Source organism: Exiguobacterium sp. RIT452 (assembly GCF_003598705.1).
Lineage (GTDB): Bacteria > Bacillota > Bacilli > Exiguobacteriales > Exiguobacteriaceae > Exiguobacterium_A > Exiguobacterium_A undae.
In genome coordinates, this window is the sequence record NZ_QXJB01000001.1 from 510,745 (window position 1) to 528,552 (window position 17,808).

Annotated in this window: 21 protein-coding genes; 19 read left to right on the forward strand and 2 right to left on the reverse strand. The window is 48.0% G+C overall.

The genetic code is table 11. The annotated features are described in order from the left end of the window. The first annotated feature begins 90 nt into the window (after positions 1-90). The 7 genes from D3D03_RS02575 (at position 91) to D3D03_RS02605 (ending at position 7,849) form a co-directional block, all read left to right on the forward strand. Entirely contained in the window at positions 91-1,818 is a 1,728-nt protein-coding gene (locus D3D03_RS02575; protein WP_119922625.1) for an IucA/IucC family protein, read from the forward strand. Next, complete coding sequence (locus tag D3D03_RS02580) at positions 1,775-3,421, forward strand: IucA/IucC family protein (protein ID WP_119922626.1); 1,647 nt, start codon at positions 1,775-1,777, stop codon at positions 3,419-3,421. Before D3D03_RS02575 ends, D3D03_RS02580 begins: the two co-directional genes overlap by 44 nt. Then, positions 3,408-4,616: an AMP-binding protein gene (locus D3D03_RS02585; RefSeq protein WP_119922627.1), complete on the forward strand. Its 1,209-nt coding sequence runs from the start codon at positions 3,408-3,410 to the stop codon at positions 4,614-4,616. Before D3D03_RS02580 ends, D3D03_RS02585 begins: the two co-directional genes overlap by 14 nt. Continuing rightward, complete coding sequence (locus D3D03_RS02590) at positions 4,613-4,867, forward strand: phosphopantetheine-binding protein (RefSeq protein ID WP_119922628.1); 255 nt, start codon at positions 4,613-4,615, stop codon at positions 4,865-4,867. Before D3D03_RS02585 ends, D3D03_RS02590 begins: the two co-directional genes overlap by 4 nt. After that, positions 4,867-5,868 (forward strand): DUF6005 family protein, encoded by a 1,002-nt coding sequence (locus tag D3D03_RS02595; protein WP_199699988.1) that lies wholly within the window; start codon positions 4,867-4,869, stop codon positions 5,866-5,868. The genes D3D03_RS02590 and D3D03_RS02595 overlap by 1 nt, the downstream gene beginning before the upstream one ends. Further along, a complete protein-coding gene (locus D3D03_RS02600; RefSeq protein WP_158583669.1) occupies positions 5,813-6,640 on the forward strand; it encodes a sugar phosphate isomerase/epimerase family protein in 828 nt (275 codons plus the stop codon). Before D3D03_RS02595 ends, D3D03_RS02600 begins: the two co-directional genes overlap by 56 nt. Positions 6,641-6,739: 99 nt before the next feature. Continuing rightward, positions 6,740-7,849, forward strand: coding sequence for a glycerol dehydrogenase (locus D3D03_RS02605; RefSeq protein WP_119922630.1), 1,110 nt, complete (start codon positions 6,740-6,742; stop codon positions 7,847-7,849). Positions 7,850-7,898: 49 nt separating this feature from the next. Here the strand turns inward: D3D03_RS02605 and D3D03_RS02610 are convergent, their stop codons facing one another. Then, entirely contained in the window at positions 7,899-8,831 is a 933-nt protein-coding gene (locus tag D3D03_RS02610) for a peptidoglycan DD-metalloendopeptidase family protein (protein ID WP_028106577.1), read from the reverse strand. Between the two features lie 385 nt (positions 8,832-9,216). Next, on the reverse strand, positions 9,217-9,951 hold the full coding sequence (locus D3D03_RS02615) for a peptidoglycan DD-metalloendopeptidase family protein (RefSeq protein ID WP_028106576.1): 735 nt from the start codon (positions 9,949-9,951) through the stop codon (positions 9,217-9,219). 355 nt (positions 9,952-10,306) lie between these two features. Between D3D03_RS02615 and D3D03_RS16955 the strand changes: the two genes are divergently transcribed. The 12 genes from D3D03_RS16955 (at position 10,307) to D3D03_RS02665 (ending at position 17,787) form a co-directional block, all read left to right on the forward strand. Further along, the gene (locus tag D3D03_RS16955) at positions 10,307-10,432 is read left to right on the forward strand and encodes an NUDIX hydrolase (RefSeq protein WP_255415501.1); all 126 of its coding nucleotides are present in this window, start codon (positions 10,307-10,309) and stop codon (positions 10,430-10,432) included. Between the two features lie 12 nt (positions 10,433-10,444). Beyond that, the gene (locus D3D03_RS16710) at positions 10,445-10,591 is read left to right on the forward strand and encodes an NUDIX domain-containing protein (protein ID WP_158583670.1); all 147 of its coding nucleotides are present in this window, start codon (positions 10,445-10,447) and stop codon (positions 10,589-10,591) included. 94 nt (positions 10,592-10,685) lie between these two features. Beyond that, positions 10,686-11,858 carry an IS200/IS605 family element RNA-guided endonuclease TnpB gene (gene tnpB / locus D3D03_RS02620; RefSeq protein WP_119923088.1) on the forward strand — a complete coding sequence of 391 codons (1,173 nt, stop codon included), beginning with the start codon at positions 10,686-10,688 and terminating at the stop codon, positions 11,856-11,858. Between the two features lie 60 nt (positions 11,859-11,918). Beyond that, positions 11,919-12,128 (forward strand): NUDIX hydrolase, encoded by a 210-nt coding sequence (locus tag D3D03_RS02625; protein WP_147367707.1) that lies wholly within the window; start codon positions 11,919-11,921, stop codon positions 12,126-12,128. A 266-nt stretch (positions 12,129-12,394) separates the two neighbouring features. Continuing rightward, the gene (locus D3D03_RS02630) at positions 12,395-13,270 is read left to right on the forward strand and encodes an SDR family oxidoreductase (protein WP_119922632.1); all 876 of its coding nucleotides are present in this window, start codon (positions 12,395-12,397) and stop codon (positions 13,268-13,270) included. Between the two features lie 13 nt (positions 13,271-13,283). Then, a complete protein-coding gene (locus D3D03_RS02635) occupies positions 13,284-13,472 on the forward strand; it encodes a hypothetical protein (RefSeq protein ID WP_026833306.1) in 189 nt (62 codons plus the stop codon). Positions 13,473-13,606: 134 nt separating this feature from the next. Further along, complete coding sequence (locus tag D3D03_RS02640) at positions 13,607-13,897, forward strand: hypothetical protein (RefSeq protein ID WP_035387638.1); 291 nt, start codon at positions 13,607-13,609, stop codon at positions 13,895-13,897. A 106-nt stretch (positions 13,898-14,003) separates the two neighbouring features. Next, positions 14,004-14,525 (forward strand): hypothetical protein, encoded by a 522-nt coding sequence (locus D3D03_RS02645; RefSeq protein WP_119922633.1) that lies wholly within the window; start codon positions 14,004-14,006, stop codon positions 14,523-14,525. A gap of 312 nt (positions 14,526-14,837) precedes the next feature. Further along, positions 14,838-15,218, forward strand: coding sequence for a GntR family transcriptional regulator (locus D3D03_RS02650; RefSeq protein WP_026833304.1), 381 nt, complete (start codon positions 14,838-14,840; stop codon positions 15,216-15,218). Then, on the forward strand, positions 15,211-15,891 hold the full coding sequence (locus D3D03_RS02655; RefSeq protein ID WP_119922634.1) for an ATP-binding cassette domain-containing protein: 681 nt from the start codon (positions 15,211-15,213) through the stop codon (positions 15,889-15,891). The genes D3D03_RS02650 and D3D03_RS02655 overlap by 8 nt, the downstream gene beginning before the upstream one ends. Continuing rightward, a complete protein-coding gene (locus tag D3D03_RS02660) occupies positions 15,888-16,697 on the forward strand; it encodes a hypothetical protein (protein WP_119922635.1) in 810 nt (269 codons plus the stop codon). The genes D3D03_RS02655 and D3D03_RS02660 overlap by 4 nt, the downstream gene beginning before the upstream one ends. Before the next feature lie 10 nt (positions 16,698-16,707). Next, complete coding sequence (locus D3D03_RS02665; RefSeq protein WP_028106569.1) at positions 16,708-17,787, forward strand: hypothetical protein; 1,080 nt, start codon at positions 16,708-16,710, stop codon at positions 17,785-17,787. Positions 17,788-17,808 lie beyond the last annotated feature (21 nt).

Consider the following 17,808-nt stretch of genomic DNA (forward strand, 5'->3'; position numbering starts at 1 on the left):
ATGAAGAGCAGGAGAAAGAACGGGGAAACCCGTTTTTCTCTTTTCCAAGAGTGAGAATGATTATCAATTGTTAGAAGGAGTGTGACAGTCATGACGACACGTACAGAACGAACCGAAGAGATTGCAACCCATGCAACGCTCCAAGCTTTCGGCAACAGCTACCTCCGTGAAATCGACATGATCGAGTGGTTCATTCCAACAGACGATGAGAACGTCTGGTTCGGTGAGACGGCCTGCCGGATCGACGTCGGGACCGTCTACGTTCTTGAAATCCGACGCCGTTCACGGATCGGGCGTCACGAAATCGGACGAATTTACCGGCAAACGAGCTGCGGATGGACGGAGGAAGCACCATTGACGTTCATCATTGCCTGTTGCCAACATCTGCAACGGCTTGCTCCCGGCGTAACGGATTTATTGTACCGGGTCCTCGACAGTCACCGGTGTATGTGTCACGTCATCGCGCATGAGCTGAACGAGCCGTTTTATCCTGAGACGTTTCTTGAATACGAGCAGACGGTCCGGTTCGGACATTGGTTCCACCCGACGCCGAAAAGCCGGGTCGGCATGCATGACTGGGAGCAAGTTGCGTATGCACCGGAATTCAGGAACGGGTTCCAACTCGATTATTTTGCGGTTAATGAGTCCCTGCTGACGGAGGCCAGTGCGACGGATCAACGGATTAGCGAACAGATGCGGAAGCAACTCGGATCAGCGGTGGCACTGTCAGCGTCAGAACGCCTGTTACCCGCGCATCCTTTACAGGCGCAACATCTTTTGTTGCAACCGACCGTGCAACAGTTGCTCGCGACGAACCAACTCCGCCATCTCGGCCGACTAGGTCCGACGTACTTCGCGACATCCTCGATCCGGACGGTCCTGCAAGCAGATCGGTCGCACATGCTGAAGTTTTCGATTCCGGTCCAAGTCACCAATTCGCGCCGGGTCAATAAACGGCACGAACTGACTGCGGGACTCGTCATGCGGCGTCTCGCCGAACACATTTCGTTTCCGGACGGCTTTTCGATTACCCATGATCCGGCATACGCAACGGTTCAGACCGGTGCAGACGAGTCCGGTTTTGAGGTCATCTACCGCGAAGCCCAGGATGATGCGATCAACGTCGCGGCACTCGTTCAGGAACCGCTCGATCAAGAACCGTCCGTCTTGGCATCGCTCGTCTTGAAGTCAAAGCGAGCGGATCAATCGCTTTCTGAAGCGGCCCGGGACTGGTTCGAGACGTATATCGAACTGACACTCGGGACCTTGGTCGAGTTGTATGAAGACTACGGGATTGCGCTCGAAGCGCATCAGCAAAACAGTCTGATCCGGTTTGAACAAGGGCGTCCTGTCAGCTACCAGTTTCGCGATAATCAAGGCTATTATCTCGCCCGTTCGAACAAAAACCAGCTAATCCATCTGGAAGCCGCACTGGCAGAAGCACCGGAATTGTTCTACGACGAGACGACGATCAAGGAGCGGTTGACGTATTACATGATCTGGAATCACTTGTCCGGTCTGATCCACCGGTTTGACCGCGACGGCTTGCTTGCGGAATCAACGATGCTCGAGTGGGTCGGAACGTGGTGCGATCAAAAAAGTCAGATTTTATCGGGACGCGGCAAGGATTGGCTCGAATATGTCCGTTCACGGCCGACGTTACCGTATAAAGCGAACTTGTTGACACGGCTCCATGCGCTCGACGAACTCGAAGTCAGCGGCGAGCGGGTGATCTTCATCGAAATCGACAATCCATTACACCGGGAGGTCCGCCATGCGAACGACGAACGAACGACGTGTCTGCAAACAACTTCTTGAAGCCATCCTGTTTGAACGGATCGAACCGTTCATCGAACACCGGCGACAGGGACAGACGACGTTTCGTTTTGTCCGTCCGCCGTATGAGCTGACAGTCGACGGCAGACGGGGAGCGTTTGACCGCGTTTGGCTCGACATCGAGACGGTCGTCTTGACGCGGGGAAATCACGAGCAATCGTCGACGCTTGAGCACATCATGGACTGTTTTCAACTCGCGGAGCCGCTACGGTTGGAACTGCGGCAGACGGTTCAGTTTGCCGACGCGTGTCCGACATTTCCCGAGCCGCGGACGCATTTGTCCTACGAACAACTCGAACAAGCATTGGTCGAAGGGCACCCGTACCATCCATGTTTTAAGTCCCGGATTGGCTTTTCGCGTGACGACCACTCGCGCTATGGACCGGAAGCAGGGCAACGTTTCCGATTGCACTTTGTTGCCCTCCCGGTGTCGATCGTTCATCAACAACGCATGGATGGTGTGATGGAGCAGACGTTTGGGCACGAGACGTATCTCCGGTTGCAGGAAAAGTTAAGTTCTGCGGTCGACGATCCGACCGGTTATCACGTTCTACCGGTCCACCCGTGGCAATGGCAACACGTCGAAGCGGATGTCCGCACGTCCGGCGGCATCGATCTCGGGGAAGCCGGTCCCTTGTTTCAAGCAACGCAGTCGATCCGGACCGTCTTTCAACCGGATGCGCCGACGGTTCCGCACATCAAGCTTCCGCTCGATTTGATGCAGACGTCCTCACGACGGACGTTCACCGTTCCGAACATCGTCGCAGCACCTGTGTTGTCCGACTGGTTGGTCGACCGGACGCAAAAACTGCCGGTGACCGTGCTCCGGGAATTCGCCAGTCAAGTCGTGGAGACGACAGACGGCAACTTGTCGGGACGAATCGGCTGTTTGTACCGGGACAATGTCTTGGCGGCTGTGTCACCGGACGAAACGGTCATTCCGTTGACGGCACTTGCCCTCCGCGAAGAGAACGAGACTCTGTTTCTTGAACCATGGTTCAAATCATACGGACGGGAGCGGTGGCTGAAACAGTTTCTGACCGTCTATTTGAAACCGGTGTTCCGGCTGCTCATTGAAGAAGGAATCGCGGTGGAGGCGCATGCCCAAAATGCTTTGTTGGTCTTGAAGGACGGTTGGCCGACGCGGCTGATGTTACGGGATTTTCATGACAGCGTTGAATTTGTCCGTTCCTTTGTCCGACGTCCGGAAAAGATTCCGACGTTCGATACGCTGCATCCGGCCTTTCGCTCAACGACTAATCTGTACTACGAGATGGACCAGGTCGAAGCGTTACGCGAGCTGGTCGTCGATACGGTGTTTGTCTTTCATCTGACGGAGTTGTCGCATCAGCTGAAAGAAACACACCAGCTCGACGAGACGACCTTTTTTAACTGGACCGCCGACATACTCGCTGGACTGAATTTGCCACCGGCTCGTCTCGAAGCGTTACAACTCGATACGCCGACGGTCTATACGGAGTCGCTTGTTGCGCGGAAATTCAACACGACGCAGTGCCGGCACCTGATCCGCAATCCTCTGCAATCTCAAACACCGAAAGGAAGCGAAACGCATGTTATACATTGAAGACACGTTTTATACAAAACAGATGCTGACCGATCATCCGGTCTGTCGACTCGATTGGCTCACGGATCCCGCACAGACCGTCGTTGCCGTCTGCGTCAAGGACACAGCGGCATGGATCGCGTTTTGTCTCTATATGAAACAGATGCACGGGACGGTCGTACCGCTCCATCCGGATTTGCCGGAAGCCGGAGCAAGACGTCTGGCGGCACAGGCGGGATGTGATTATTTGGTGTATGCCGATTTTCAACAGCCGATCCGTTTGGCGGCGTCAACGAACCGACCGGGCGGATTGATTCAGTTCAGCTCCGGCACGACCGGCGACGCAAAAGTCATTCACCGGACGTGGGCTTCGATTGATGAGGAACTGGCAGCCTATGGTCAACGTTTTCCGTTAACAGCGACGACCGGAACCATCGTTGCCTGCCCGACGTCGCATTCATTCGGATTGATTTGCGGGGTCTTGGCGACATTTGAGCGTGGAGCGACACCGATTATCTTGGAAAACCTGTCACCGAAGCATATTTTACACGTCTGTCAGGCACATCCGAACGCCATTTTGTATGCCGGACCGGGACTCGTCTATTTACTCAGCCAATTTAAGCAACGGCTGTTTGCGGTGATGATTTCCGGAATGACCTTGCCGACCGTCTGGTTTGAAGCCATACAGAACGTAACGGATCATCTGTTGCAACAGTACGGCTGTTCGGAAATCGGCTGCATTGCCTTACATCCTGCTCCGGAATCAGCTCAAGCGATCGGCTATCCGTTGCCACATCTGACAATCCAGACCGGTACCATTGACGAGCCGGCTGAGTTAATGGTGAAGGCAGGAGACCAGTGGATCGGAACCAAAGATTTAATGGGGCAGACGAGTACCGGCGAATTGCGGTTCTTCAGTCGTCTCGACGAAATGATCAATGTGTCCGGTCTATCGGTGTATCCGGCGGATATTGAGGATGTATTACTCCGTCATGATGCTGTCGAAGAGGCCGTCGTCTTCAAACGGACGGACCGTCTGCAAGGTGAACGTGTCTGTGTCCAAGTCGTCAGCTCGGCGACGGAAGACGCGTTGCGGACCTATTGTCGGGAACAGCTTGCACCACATCAATGTCCGTCGGATTGGGCGTTTGTGCCGGCCATTGAAAAGCTGCCAAACGGGAAAATCAGTCGCGTTCGTCTGGGGGTGACGTCATGAGTCCACTCCTTGATTACACGTCATTTTGTCAGATTGTCGAGGAACAGCTGGAAGTGACTATGCTACAACCAGTGACGGGAGGCGAACGGCTTCGGGACGACCTGCAGCTGGATTCGATGCGGCTGTTGCAATTGCTCGTTCATCTGGAACTTGAACACGGGTATGTCCTGGCGGATGAACAACTTGCTCAACTGCCGCAGATGACGGTCGATCAGTTGCTGCAATCGTTGGTACAAAAGGAGGTCGTCTGATGATTAAAGTCCACTGTCTCGTCAGTTGTGTCTGTGAAGTAATCAAACGATCGGACGCCGACCATCGTCCATACTACTTTGGCATCTGGGACGCTGACTTTGCGTTAACGTCTGAGTTTGTCCTGTCCCACCATGCGGCGCATATCAGTCATGAAGCGATGCTCGATTGGTACCGCTTGCTGTATGGAATCAACGTTCAGTCCTGGTACGATTCGTCCCGTTCGAAAGCGGCGAACCTCACCGTTCTGGAACAGTTCATGAAAACCAAACGACCGGAACAATCCGTCATTGTCATGCTCGACCTCGCCCGGTTACCGGAGCGGGAGAATAAATTCCATCACGAGGTCTTTCCGCATTACGTGATGCTCGAACCAACGGATGATGAAGACAGGTGGCGGATGCTTGATCCGGACTTCCGGTATGAAGGTGAATTTGATCGGACACGGATTCTTCAGGCGATCGATCAGCCGACCGTTGCCGGTGGCTTTTGGTTTGACGGGAGTCAGGTCAAATTGCCGGACACGGAAACCGTCTCCGCGTATTTCATGAGTGGTCTTAAGCGGCACCATCCATTGACGGAAGCGGTCGAACAGGTCATCTTACACCATGCGTCGAGACCGGAAAAGTTGCCGGAGGCGTTAAAGCAACTGCCCGTCATCGCCATCCGCAAATATGCTTATGAGCATGCCTTTGCCTATTTTTATGAACGCTTGGATATTGATTTAGTGGCGTCCGATTTTGACGACTGGTGTGACAAAATCGAGCAATTGGTCAATCAATACACAATCATTCAACACCGGGCGATCAAATACAGCATGACCCGCGACCGGGCAGATTTACAGGATATCCAACAATGGCTCGTCGCACAAACAACGCTCGAAGATGACATCAAACGGCAACTCGTCGATTTGTTCAGCCGATTTCAACAGAAAGAAGGGGAAACGGATGCAACTCGCACTTTGTACGATCAGCTACCGGCATCATCTGCGGTCATTCGATGAGTTGGTGAGGTTTGCCGCAGCAAATGAGTTTGAGGCGATGGATGTTTGGGGTGTTCATGCGAAGCATCTGCAGGAAGCAGACCTCGTCTTGTTACAAAACAGCGGAGTTCATGTCAGCATGCTCAGCCATTACCTGTCGTTTGACGCTCCACTGTCCGTCTTGCTTGAACAAACGAAAGCCTTGTCTCGTCTCGCCCAGCGGCTCGGAACCCGCCGGATCCGGATTTTTGCCGGTCACAAGGCGAGTCATCAACTGACGGAGGCGGAACGGGCGCGACTTGTTTATCAATTGAGCGGTGTCTGTAAAGTCTTGGATCAAGCGAAGCAGTTGGTGTTGCTTGAAATCCATCCGAATACGGCGGTCGACACGATCGAGTCGACGGAGCGGTTATTGCATGAGGTCAATCATCCGGCCTGCCGCGTGAATTTCGACGTCCTCCATGTCGTCGAATCCGGCGCCGATCCGGTCGCAGCTTACCGCCGGCTCGAACCGGTCATCGAACACCTTCACTTGAAGACGGTGGCACGAGCCGATCAATTCGACGTCTTTGAACCGGCTAATGTGTATGCGGCAAGCGGCTCGCGGGACGGCATGGTACCGTTATTTGACGGTATCGTTGATTACGACCGATTTTTTGAAGAACTCAAATCGGCGCTGGTTGCGAAAACGGCGAGTCTCGAATGGTTCGGAGAGCATCCGGATGAACGATTGGCGACTGACGGACGATTGGTACGTCAACGTTTGGCACGACCGGTTCTGCAATTCACCTAATGTTCACGGCTCAAGGAGTTTAGAGGACCGGACGAAAAGGAAAGCAATAGAATGTAAGTCATTGTTGATGCTCTCGTTGAAAAAGAAAGGATGTTGAACATGTCAGAACGTGTTTTCATTAGTCCGGCAAAGTACGTCCAAGGAAAAAATGTCATTGATCGGCTCGGTACATACGTGAGCCCGATTGGTGATGTGGCCCTCGTCATCGCGGATGATGTCGTCTGGGGAATTGTCGAGGAACGTGTCCAAGCTTCATTTTCAACTGAAGGAATCAAAATCGAAAAAGCGGATTTCAGCGGAGAAGCCTCAAAGCATGAAGTCGAACGGATTGCGAAGCAAGCGAAAGACGTCGGTGTCAAGTTCGTCATGGGTGTAGGCGGTGGGAAAACGCTTGATACAGCGAAAGCCGTCTCCGACGAACTCCATCTGCCGGTCGTCATCGTCCCGACCATCGCGTCGACTGATGCACCGACCAGTGCCTTATCGGTCATTTATTCCGATGAAGGAATTTTTGAGAGTTATCGATTCTACAACAAAAATCCCGATCTTGTTTTGGTCGACACGAAGTTGATCTCGGAAGCACCGGCACGCTTCTTTGCCTCGGGAATCGCCGACGCACTGGCGACATGGGTCGAAGTGCGGAGCGTCATTGCTTTTGGCGGATCGACGATGGCCGGTGGACGCCCGACGATTGCAGCGGAAGCCATCGCGAAACGGTGTGAAGAGGTTTTGTTTGAGCACGGACGCCTCGCCTACGAGTCGGTTCAGGCGAAAGTCGTCACGCCGGCCCTCGAAGCCGTCGTCGAAGCGAACACCTTGCTCAGCGGTCTTGGTTTTGAGAGCGGGGGGCTAGCGGCAGCGCACGCCATCCATAACGGCTTTACGGCACTCGACGGGGACATCCATCACTTGACGCACGGTGAAAAGGTTGCGTTCGGGACACTTGTCCAACTGGCCCTCGAAGAACATCCGCAAGAAGAGATTGAGCGGTATATTGCGTTTTATATGGACCTTGGTCTGCCGGTCACACTCGAAGACGTAAAATTAAAAGATGCATCACGCGAAGACATTCTCAAAGTCGGACAGGCGGCGACGGCAGACGGGGAGACGATCCACAGCGGATTTGATGTCACTGCTGATGAAGTAGCGGATGCAATCATTGCAGCGGACCGTTATTCGAAAGCTTATCAAGCAAAGCAAAATCGGTGACAGATGCAAAAAAACACGTTGTGCACTCAGCACAGCGTGTTTTTAGTTCTTATAAATAGTTAAGGGGATTGACACTGCTTGCGGCAGATGTCGCACTGTAGACGTATGTCCCGCGGTGAAGTTCAAAGTGAAGGTGCGTACCGAACGCGTTACCTGTTGCGCCGACCGTTCCAAGAACTTGACCTTTAGAGACCGATTGTCCGACGGAAACCGAACGGCTGTTCAAGTGGGCATAGAGACTCGTGAACGAGGCACCGTCAATCGTATGTTTGACCATGATGTAATTGCCGTAGGCGCCTTTATACTGCGATGTGATGACTTTACCGGCCGCTGTCGCATAGACCGGTGTGCCTTTCGGTGCGCCGTAATCGATGCCGTTATGGAACGTGTAACCGTACACGCCACTGGCCTTTCCATATCCTTGTGTAATCGGACCGCTCGTCGGCGTAATGAAATCGTTGGACGCTTTTGTTGCACCGCCCGACGACTTCGTTAGGCTGGTGACAGTATACTTTTTGACATAATCGGCGTGAACAAACCGTTTGTCCCCGTTGTATAAAAACTTGATCCAGTCACCCGTCCGGCCGAGATAACGGAACGTTTGACCACTGTTGACGGTTCCGACCTGCTGGCTGCTCGTCGAAGAACTGCTGCGAACACGTAAGTTATCGACCATGACCTTGATTTTGTAGGAAGTCGTGACGGAATACTTTTTGACATATGTAGAAGAGACGTATACTTTTTTCGAACCGTAGAGAATTTTTGTCCAGTTCCCCGTACGTCCTAAATATTTATACGTATCTCCTTTATCGAGACCTGTGATGACACCGTATGTCGTTGCTGGACCGGTCCGTGCACGAAGCCCGTCTTCCATGACTTTGACTTTATAAAACGTTGCGGCATCTGCTTTTGGAACAGCATATGTAGAAAATCCGGCGACGGCGATGGCTGAGACCGTCAGCGTAGTAAATAATTTCTTCAATTCAGTAAATCCTCCTTTAAATCTGTAAGGCTGCGATCAGTGTGTTCTATGTAATATCACTATATGAATTTCTTAGATGAGTGTACCATTTGTCAAAATGTTTAAATATTACAATATTATTTCTATAGTGTTTCACAATTTTATATTTTATTGATTTAAAAATGATTATTTACTTTAAATGGTAAAATAATCCTCTCTTGAAATGAAGGCAAAAAAGGGGTCTGGAGCTGACGAGAGTTGATTTTTTGTTAAAAGAGAACAGAAATGTTTGTTTCATTATGGTATGCTGAATTTCCCAATAACTAGGATAAGTTTATTTCAAACGATCTATTTTAAGAAAGGTTTAAAAAAACGGACACCCGATATCGAGTGTCCGACGTTGTGCTTATAAAACGTTAAGCGGGTTGATGCTGTTTGCAGCCGAAGAGCCACTGTAGACGTAACCACCACGGTGAAGTTCAAAGTGAAGGTGTGAACCCGTTGAGTTTCCGGTGCTGCCGACGTTTCCGATTTTTGTACCTTTTGCAATTGATTGACCGGCGTAGACCGAGCGACTGCTGAGGTGGGCATAGACACTTGTGTACGTAAGACCGTTCACTTTATGTGTCATCATGACATAGTTGCCGTATGCGCCTTGGTAGCCGGACTTGATTACTTTACCGGAAGCAGTTGCACGGACCGTTGTCCCTGTCGCTGCTGCGATATCGATGCCGTTATGGAACGTGTATCCGTAGCGGCCGCTTGCACTTCCGTATCCTTGTGAGATGGATCCGCTCGTCGGACGCAGGAAGCCTGTTGAGAACGATGCTTTTTTAGCTGTTGCCTTTTTTCCTGTGCTGTAACGTTTTACATAACCTGAGTAAACATAGCGTTTCTTGCCGCCGTACGAAATTTTAGTCCAGTTGCCTGTTTTGCCGTAATACTTAAACGTTTGACCAGCGTTGACGCCAGCGACGATTTTGTAGTTAGTCGAAGGGCCTGTCCGGACACGTAATCCGTCTGCCATGATCTTGACTTTATAAGAAGAAGAACTAGCAGCTTCAACCTTACCTGTACCCGTACTTGCGAATCCCGAAACGACGAGTGCGCTCATTGTTACTGTTGTCAAAATACGTTTCATGTTGTAATTCCTCCTGATGTTGAAAAAAAGTGACGGTTGATGAAAGTGGATGACAGATCACGGTCTGTCGATTGGATATGACGTATATGTGTAGGCTGTATATGAATACTGCGTTGTAGTGGTGAATTGAATAAACCGAGTATAGCATCGGATGTTTTGAAAATAACATTTCAGTTTGATTTCTGAATTATACTCAAATAAGTTATATTGTAATCTGTTGTTTGGGATAATTCTGAAATGCAGGCATACCAACCTATTCGTTTGTAACAAAAACCGTGTATCTTGAAATATTCAGGAATATGGGAAAATGTGAAAAAGTATGGGTCGATAACAAAAAAAGAAGGAGTGAAAAACGATGGATATTAATTTCAGATTGGAGAACCAGCGATTTAACCACCGCGCAGCTGCTGTGATCATTAAAGACGGACATCTGTTGATTCATCGAAATGTCCGGAATGATTTTTGGGCATTGCCGGGTTGACGGATTCGTTTGATGGAGCCCGAGGAAGCGGCGGTCATCCGCGAAATCAAAGAAGAGTTGGGTCTTGCGGCAGAGGTCAGCCGTTTTCTATCGGTTCACGAAAACTTTTTTACATATGATGAAGTTTCTTTCCATGAAGTCGGCTTTTATCAAAATTAGGCGAGAATACTCCCACTTCTAAACGAAGTGAAAGTGGGAGATGAATCGCTAGCCTACCTTTCGGGTATATTCTCTTTGAAGGAGGTGAAAAATGGTGTTGAAGCACAAGGCCTACAAATTCAGAATCTACCCCACAAAAGAGCAGGAAATCCTGATCGCGAAGACGATCGGGTGTTCGCGCTTCGTCTTTAACCACTTCTTGGCGAAGTGGGATGAATTGTACAAGACCACTGGAAAAGGACTGTCCTACGGTTCTTGTTCCAAAGAAATTCCTTTGTTGAAGCAGGAGTTCGACTGGTTGAAGGAAGTCGATAGTACATCTGTTCAGATTAGCGTCAAACACCTTGCTGATGCGTTTGACCGCTTCTTCAAGAAACAGAACGAACGCCCTCGTTTCAAGTCCAAGCGCCATCCCGTCCAGTCGTACAAGACCAACATACAGGGCAAGTCTCAACTTCCGGAAATCTCGATCGTCGGAAACCATCTCAAACTTCCGAAGCTGAAATGGGTTCGTTTCGCCCATTCGAAACAGGTCACAGGCCGTATCTTGAACGCCACGATCCGACGTAACTCTTCAGGCAAATATTTCGTCTCCCTGCTCGTCGAGCAGGAGATCAAAGAACTGCCGAAGACCGGTTCATCTGTTGGAGTCGACGTCGGACTCAAGAACTTTGCCATCCTGTCGGATGGCACGGTATACAAGAACGACCGTTACTTCCGAACGCTTGAGAAGAAACTGGCGCGCGATCAGCGTAAACTCTCCCGCCGTCAACGCATCGCCCTGAACAAGAAAGTCAAACTTTCCGAGGCGAGGAACTATCAGAAGCAGAAGCGAAAGGTCGCCCGCATCCACGAAAAGATTGCCAACAAGAGAACCGACTTCCTGCAAAAGGTATCCACCGAGATCGTCAAAAACCACGACGTCATCGGCATCGAGACCTTGCAGGTGAAGAACATGCAGAGGAACCGCAAGTTGAGCAAGGCCATCTCGGACGTCAGTTGGTCGGAGTTCTTCCGCATGCTGGAGTACAAGGCGGACTGGTACGGGAAGACCGTCGTGAAGGTCGGCAAGACCTTTGCTTCCAGTCAACTGTGCTCCAGTTGCGGCCATCAACACAAAGACGTGAAACATCTTGGCTTGCGTGAATGGATATGCCCGAGTTGTGGCATCCATCACGACCGGGATGTGAACGCAGGACTGAATCTCAAACAAGAAGCCGAACGTATCTTAACTTCTTTAACCGTCGGAACGACGGGGTTAGCCTGATCAGGTTTCGACCGTTAGGTCGGATAACTCAGGAATCCTCCACCTCTAAGTTAAGCGTAGGTGGAGGTAGTTCAATATGAAGTGACCGTGTTGGATGAGATGACGGTCACGACCAAAGAATTTTTTGGGGTGGAAGGACAAGAATTAATGTATCGGTTTATTCCGCTTGAAGAGTTATCGACGGTCACCTTCTATCCCGTTCAGTTGCAGACGATGCTTGAAGCAGGGAAGTGGGATCGGTTATTCCGGAATAAGGAGAAGACATCCTAATAGGCAGAAGAGCTGGCGCTACAGTATGCGCCGGCTCTTTTTTTGATTTCCGAGATGATATGGTGCTCTGCATCCGACCATCAGTCGTTTGCTTTGAAGGCTTAGATTAAACCTATTAATTCTTCTGCAGCGATAAAAATAACTTGAAGGTTCAACAAATACTTTACTTGAACAAAAAATATTTTTTTACTGACGACGTTTATTGATATATGGCAAGGGAATGTTAATGAAGGTAGTCATTAAATATTGAAAAGGGGTTGGGTCATATGCGCGAGGAAGAATTAGAGCAGATGCATCAACAAGCACGGGGACAAACACAGGATCAGCAACCGGGAATCGAATCCGAAATGAATCCTGAACCGGTGTACGACGACCCGGAATATGTGGGATCAGGTAAGTTGAAAGGTAAAGTGGCGTTGATAACGGGCGGAGACAGCGGCATTGGGCGTGCTGTCGCGATTGCCTATGCCAAAGAGGGCGCAAACGTCGCCATCGTGTACTTAAATGAGGGACGGGATGCAGAAAAAACGAAACAATTGATTGAAGGGTATGGTGTCAAGGCACTGGCGTTTGCGAAAGATGTCAGTCAACCGGAGAATGCCCAACCGATCATTGATCAGGTCATTCAAGAGTTTGGTCAATTGAATATCCTGGTCAACAATGCCGGAAAACAGTTCCCGCAAGACGATTTCTTGGCGATCACACCGGATCAGTTAAAAGAGACGTTCGAAACGAATCTCTTTTCAATGTTCTATCTGACGCAGGCTGCGTTACCGCATTTGAACAAGGAAGATTCAATCATCAATACATCGTCTGTCACGGCGTATCGCGGGGCACCATCACTGATTGATTACTCGGCAACCAAAGGGGCAATCACGACGTTGACGCGTTCGCTGGCGTCAAACTTGATTGAAAAAGGGATTCGAGTCAATGCCGTCGCACCGGGTCCGATTTGGACGCCGCTCATCCCGGCAACGTTCACAAAAGAGAAGGTGGAAGCACACGGGGAAGACACACCGATGAAACGCCGCGGGCAACCGTCTGAAAACGCACCGGCATATGTCTACCTGGCGTCACGCGACTCAAGTTACGTCACCGGTCAAACGATTCATATCAATGGCGGCGACTACATCACATCATAAGGGGGAAATAATCATGAAGAAAAATCCGAATGAAGTCCCAGAACACGAACCGAATCAACAACCGGACGAGATTCCGACGACACCTCCGTCAGAAATTCCGGATACGCCACAGGAAGATCCAATCCGTCAACCGGAGCCGGACACGTTCCCGGAACCAACCGAAATTCCGGATACACCGCAAGAAGATCCAACACCCTACTAAACAAGACAAGCTGATTCTGGACATCGTTCAGAGTCAGTTTTTTTATTCCAATGATTTTTGATAATTTTCAAATAATTTGGGAACCCTTACATTATCTTGAACGTAAAATAAGATATCAAAAGGGGGAATCACTCATGGACTTTCTATTAGCATTTTTGGCACTAGGGGCGGGATTTTGGTTTTTCTACAGTTACTTACTCGGATTTCGAAACAAAAATATCACGATGACATTTGATGATCGGTTTTACACATTGGATGAACACGTCAAAGCGATTGAACATAAACTCAAACAAGACGGAAAACTTGTCGAATATTTAGGGAACCGCCGCTTTTTAGTAAACGGGAAACGATATTTGTTCGTTGAGCGAACGGTTCCGATGTCAGGTATTCCAGTTCAACAAACCATTTTAGAATTCCAAAAATAAGATTACTCATACCGCCACCCTTCGGAGTGCGGTATTTTAGTATGATTTTCTGGAATTAAGGGTATCAGAGTTGATTTTATAAACTATAGGAAAGGTTGACAACAGTTTGGATAAATATTCTCTACAAAAATTTATTCCGAAAAGAATAGAGTTTATAGACAAAATGATGGTGGATCGTTTTCATGCCCTTTCTATCGATAAAAGCGACGAAAAAATTGCGAGGGTGATGGAGGATCCGTTCATACCTTCTTATGATACGATTTGCGGTGTGTATTGCATCTACAGAAAATCGGTATTAGATGTATTAAACGGCAGCATAACATCGTTCAGCAGTTATGAATTTGAAACAGCATGTTCCTCAGACAAACTAATAATAGAGGAAGATGTGGAGGATGTATTGGATTTTGCAACAGTGGTAATCATTGCTTCAGAAGATAAAAAATATCTGTCCCACTACTTCATTGGTGGAAATTCTAAAAAACTCAACAGTATATTAAACGTTTGTTCAGGATTCCCAACAAGTGCGAACAAAAAAAATTTAAATCACACTATTAATCGTTTTAAAGAAGACGTTAGTGTCGTTGAAAACATGGATTATTTGAAAAGTATACTCAATGAAATGGTGTGAGGATAGAAAAAGAGAGAAGGTGCCGATCAAAGCGCACCTTCTCTCTTTCTGTTTGCACAACCTTCAAAAGAGTATTGATATGAGAAATTTAATCGTGGACTTAAAGTATTTTCAAAATGCAAATGTTTTAAGTAAATGAAGTAGCAAAAAAGTTACAGGTACTATGTCCGTAATCTAATTCTATCCGTATAAATTAAGAGTGAAGTATTTTTTGGAAATGGATTGACAGTCAACTGTACTACGCGTATGATACAGAAAGAAAGTGTATTACTGTTTTAATACAGTGAACGGGAAAGGGAGGTCAAGACCACGATGCAATTTGACCAAAGAAGCCCGGTGTATCTTCAGGTCGTCCGATGGTTCAAGGAACAAATCGCGACGGAAGAACTCAAATGCGGGCAGGAAATTCCATCGCGCCGGGAAATCGCTGCGCAACTCGGAATTAATCCGAATACGGCACAAAAAGCGTATAAAGAAATGGAGGATCAGCAATTGATTACGACAGAACGAAACGTACCGAGTAAGATCACGATGGATCAAGAAATTGTCAAAAAAGTCCGGACGGAGATGTTGGATGAAGCAGTCGCACAATTCATCGAGGCGGTCCAAGCGATTCAGATTCCATTAGGCGAAGTCGTCACGAAGGTCGAGACGATGTATCAGTCAACGGAACGGAGGAAGATCGATGCTTGAAGTCCATGGTTTGAAAAAACGATACGGTCGGAAGAAACCGATTTTAGAAGGTGTCTCGTTTTCGGTTCGTCCGGACAGCATCACCTGTTTGATCGGTTTAAACGGCGAAGGAAAATCGACAATCTTAAAAGCCATCATGGGTCTTGTCCCGGTCGATGCGGGAACCGTCTTGGTGGACGGAGAAGTCTCACGCGAAAAAATCGCCTTTGTTCCGGATCTGCAGACGATGCCCGGTTACATGACGATTGGTGACGCTCTGACGTATATGGGTGATTATTATCCGGACTGGAATCCGAAGGTCGCCGAAGAATTGATGGGTCTGTTCAAGTTATTGACGACCGACAAAATCTTGGAACTGTCGAAAGGGAATCAGGCGAAGTTCAGTTTGGTGCTCGGTTTTGCACTTGACCGGCCGTATTTGTTACTCGACGAACCGTTTGCCGGAATTGATTTATTTACGAAGGAACAGATTGCCTGGATATTTTCGAGTCATTACATGGAAGGACGTGGCATTTTGATGACGACACACGAAATCATTGAAATCGAACATTTGATTGACCGGGTCGTCTTTTTACAGGACGGTCGGATCATTGATGAACACGATACAGAAGAGATGCGCGAAGTATACGGAAAATCGGTCCAGGACCGGATGCGGGAGGTCTATCAACGATGAAACAGTATCTGATGTTAACAAACGAAGAGTTAAAGCGAAGCTGGAAAATGATTGTCTCGGTCATCCTTGCGATGGCAAGTATCGAAATATTAATCATTGTCGGGCGGGTCATTTATCACGAACGACAAGTAAAGGAGTATATGAGTTACGCCAAATTATCTGAAAGCGATGCAATTGAAACGATTGGAAAGTTATCGTTTGAACAGGCAAGTTCATATTTCAGCTATGTCATTATGATTGGAATCGTTCTCGTCATTTTGTATGCCATTCAGATTTGGTACCGGGATTGGTTAGGTGAATCCAAGTACATATACCGTTTACTGCTGTTACCAGGCAGCCGGGCGAAAATCTTTTTTGCCAAATGGACATCACTGGCTCTCGTGATTATCAGTTTTATCGGATTACAGTGGGTGGTCATCCAACTCAGTTATGTCATATTCAACTGGCTGATTAAAGACGATTACCGTGCGTCATCTTTTAATATGTCGATGGCATTAAAACAGCTATATACGATGAACGTAGTAGATTTGTTGCTCATCGTCCTTGTATCACTGTTTGTCGTCAGTTTCTTGTTTATGCTCATTCTACTGGAGCGGTCTTACCGAAAAGCGAAAGGCTTGATCTTTATCATTCTTGAAGTCTCTTTTCTACTCCTGATTACGGTAGGCAACATGTATGTGATTGAAAAGCTGGATATCTTTTTATCGCAAGAAATATCAGCAATCATGGTGGCAATCTTTGTGCTGTACTTTGTCTATACAATTTGGAAAAGCCTGCGTTTATTAAAATGGAAGATTTCGGTCTGAGGAGGACGTCATGCGAAAATTTAAATTTGTACTCATATTGGCTGTCGTCAGCTTCTTAACGGTGGGCATTTATACCGTCTTTATTCAATCGATTGATGAGTCGGACTTTACCGTTGAGACAGTAAAAGGCGATCCGAAACAACCGCTTGTCCGATCTGTTCAAGCAGAACTTTATGATCAGGGCTTAAAGGGGGTTGATTACAACGTTCGACTGGATGGTCATGTCGAAAAAACAAAAGAAAATCTGATCAGCGGCTTGTTTGAAAGTCCATATAATGAGAATGGTGCACCCGCTGACTTCCGGCGCTTCATCCGTTCCGATTACGTTCTTACGTTGGAACAAGAAGGTGTCTCATATGCAATAGGAACACCAAACAACAATAAGTGGGAACTACAGTACTGGCAGGGTAGTAAGCAACGTGTTGTCAAAAAAATGTTTCCGGCACCTGCTGAAGCTCAGAAGTTAGTAGAGACCGAACTTAATCCATATCGACGAATTGGGAACAATTTATATGTCAGCGTGCAAGACTATCAAACCAATTCAGGGACGTTGTTGTACAAAATTGATTTAAAAAACGATACGGTTCAAAAAATCAATTTACCGTATACCTCTAAAAAAGAGGTTATGATTTTAGGTATCCATGACGAGATGATTGTCTATCGTACGGTGGAATACTTAGAAGGGTCAGATGAATCAATAGAAAAGACGTATTGGAGTGATGGGGAAACGGCTCAGCCTTTAAAAGCATTGAATTCGATCATTGCCAACCAAACCGAACTAAGTGAGGATGGGACAAAACTGATCATGCTTGAAGGGGATTCGGATCAATCAAGCTGGATTGTCTATGATTTAGCATCAAAGAAATCAGAAAAACACTCGATGGATATCCCGTTAGTAACAGACAAGTTTGGATTAGGCTCTTACACTGAGCTTAAAGATGATTTGATTTACACGGCGAATCGAATCGATGATGGTGTCATCAATATCCGTATTGTTGATGCCGTATCAGAACGTGTTCTGTATGAGGGAAATATTAAAGACAAACTGAAACGAAAAGAAACGTCGTTAAATTCACTTATTCTTAATTGATTGATCTCTTACGTTCTACAC

Bases quoted from the DNA above. Each gene is read 5' to 3' on its own strand.
- D3D03_RS02575 (WP_119922625.1), top strand. From the start codon at position 91: ATGACGACACGTACAGAACGAACCGAAGAGATTGCAACCCATGCAACG.
- D3D03_RS02580 (WP_119922626.1), top strand. From the start codon at position 1,775: ATGCGAACGACGAACGAACGACGTGTCTGCAAACAACTTCTTGAAGCC.
- D3D03_RS02585 (WP_119922627.1), top strand. From the start codon at position 3,408: ATGTTATACATTGAAGACACGTTTTATACAAAACAGATGCTGACCGAT.
- D3D03_RS02590 (WP_119922628.1), top strand. From the start codon at position 4,613: ATGAGTCCACTCCTTGATTACACGTCATTTTGTCAGATTGTCGAGGAA.
- D3D03_RS02595 (WP_199699988.1), top strand. From the start codon at position 4,867: ATGATTAAAGTCCACTGTCTCGTCAGTTGTGTCTGTGAAGTAATCAAA.
- D3D03_RS02600 (WP_158583669.1), top strand. From the start codon at position 5,813: ATGCAACTCGCACTTTGTACGATCAGCTACCGGCATCATCTGCGGTCA.
- D3D03_RS02605 (WP_119922630.1), top strand. From the start codon at position 6,740: ATGTCAGAACGTGTTTTCATTAGTCCGGCAAAGTACGTCCAAGGAAAA.
- D3D03_RS02615 (WP_028106576.1), bottom strand. From the start codon at position 9,951: ATGAAACGTATTTTGACAACAGTAACAATGAGCGCACTCGTCGTTTCG.
- D3D03_RS16955 (WP_255415501.1), top strand. From the start codon at position 10,307: ATGGATATTAATTTCAGATTGGAGAACCAGCGATTTAACCACCGCGCA.
- D3D03_RS16710 (WP_158583670.1), top strand. From the start codon at position 10,445: ATGGAGCCCGAGGAAGCGGCGGTCATCCGCGAAATCAAAGAAGAGTTG.
- D3D03_RS02630 (WP_119922632.1), top strand. From the start codon at position 12,395: ATGCGCGAGGAAGAATTAGAGCAGATGCATCAACAAGCACGGGGACAA.
- D3D03_RS02635 (WP_026833306.1), top strand. From the start codon at position 13,284: ATGAAGAAAAATCCGAATGAAGTCCCAGAACACGAACCGAATCAACAA.
- D3D03_RS02640 (WP_035387638.1), top strand. From the start codon at position 13,607: ATGGACTTTCTATTAGCATTTTTGGCACTAGGGGCGGGATTTTGGTTT.
- D3D03_RS02650 (WP_026833304.1), top strand. From the start codon at position 14,838: ATGCAATTTGACCAAAGAAGCCCGGTGTATCTTCAGGTCGTCCGATGG.
- D3D03_RS02655 (WP_119922634.1), top strand. From the start codon at position 15,211: ATGCTTGAAGTCCATGGTTTGAAAAAACGATACGGTCGGAAGAAACCG.
- D3D03_RS02660 (WP_119922635.1), top strand. From the start codon at position 15,888: ATGAAACAGTATCTGATGTTAACAAACGAAGAGTTAAAGCGAAGCTGG.
- D3D03_RS02665 (WP_028106569.1), top strand. From the start codon at position 16,708: ATGCGAAAATTTAAATTTGTACTCATATTGGCTGTCGTCAGCTTCTTA.